Source organism: Arthrobacter sp. efr-133-R2A-120, from assembly GCF_030209835.1.
In the GTDB taxonomy this organism is placed as follows: Bacteria; Actinomycetota; Actinomycetes; order Actinomycetales; family Micrococcaceae; genus Arthrobacter.
The window spans coordinates 1-1,468 of record NZ_JARVRF010000079.1; the positions used below are offsets into that span (position 1 = coordinate 1).

The following is a 1,468-nucleotide window of genomic DNA, read 5'->3' on the forward strand; positions in this document are numbered from 1 at the left end:
GACAGTAATGATGGAATTGGTTGTGTTGCGGTGTGACTCTGGGTCCGACTGACGCCCTTGCGGTTTGTCTTCATTTTGATCTGTCCGCCGCAGCACAACTGCAGTAAGCGCGGTGACCGGGTGGACATGACCTCATAGGAGCCTGCTCAAAGAGTCCCATTACTGTCTTGTCTGCCCACCCGGCCGGCGTGCCCACCTCCATGTTCCATCGCACGCAACGGAAAGGTCAGGGCAGTTTCATCATGGCAAAACCACGTCGGAAAGTCATCGCCGGGATCGATACGCATGCCGATACCCATCACGTCGCCGTGATCAGCGAAACCGGCGAGCATCTCGCGGACCGGGAGTTCCTGGCCGTCGGTTCCGGGTATCGGAAGATCATGGAGTTCATCACCGGATTTGGTCCGGTCACCGCCGTCGGGGTGGAAGGCACCGGCAGCTACGGGGCCGAGCTTTCACGAGTCCTGAGCCGTGAGGGCCTCCAGGTGCTGGAGGTGATGCGTCCGAACCGGCAAGGGCGCCGGCTGCGGGGCAAATCAGACCCGTTGGATGCCTACCAGGCCGCGGAAGCCGCGCTCTCCGGCAGCAGGGTCGCGACGCCGAAATCCCGGGACGGGGCCGTGGAATCCCTGCGGGTCCTGCGGGCCGAGAGAACAACCGCGATGCGTGCCAGGGTTGCGGTCATGACCCAGATCAAAAGCATCCTCGTCTCGGCGCCCGAGGCCATCCGGGCCAAATACCGCGACCTGGCCCGTGCCGCGCTGATGAGCGCGCTGGAGAAGAGCAGACCCGCCGGGAACCCGGTTGAGCCAGCATACGCGACCGCCATCGTGCTCAAGCGCCTCGCGATCCGGTACCGCCACCTGGATGACGAACTGGCCCTGATCGATGGCGAACTTGACGCGGTCATCACCCTCCACGCCCCGATGCTCCGGGACCTGCACGGTGTGGGCACCGAGGTCGCGAGCCAGCTGCTCGTCACCGTGGGAGACAACCCCGAACGGATCGGCACCGAAGCGAAATTCGCCTCCCTCGTGGGCGTCGCGCCTGTCCCTGCGTCTTCCGGGAAAACCATCCGCCACCGGCTCAGCCGGGGCGGTGACAGGCAGGCAAACAAAGCCATCCACCACGTCGCTCTGGTCCGGATGAAGAGCGACACCCGGACCAAAAACTATGTGGCCAGGCGACGGCATGAAGGCAAAAACACCAAGGAAATCATGCGCTGCCTCAAACGCTACATCGCCCGCGAAATCTACGAGCAGCTCCTCCACCCGCAGCCGGCCCCGGACGCCGGGGCCCTCCGTGCACTGAGAAAAGCCAAAAACATCACCCTGCAAACCGCCGCCGACAACCTCCACGCCTGGCCCAGTGCCCTATCCCGGCTCGAACGCGGACTCACACGCGATGACGCCTTTCACCAACGCTACGAAAGCTGGCTCAACGACCATTGACAGCTATAGGAGCATCA

Annotated in this window: 1 protein-coding gene; it reads left to right on the forward strand. The window is 63.5% G+C overall.

The genetic code is table 11. The annotated features are described in order from the left end of the window. The first annotated feature begins 242 nt into the window (after nucleotides 1-242). Nucleotides 243-1,451, forward strand: coding sequence for an IS110 family RNA-guided transposase (locus QRN52_RS23815; RefSeq protein ID WP_284756338.1), 1,209 nt, complete (start codon nucleotides 243-245; stop codon nucleotides 1,449-1,451). Nucleotides 1,452-1,468 lie beyond the last annotated feature (17 nt).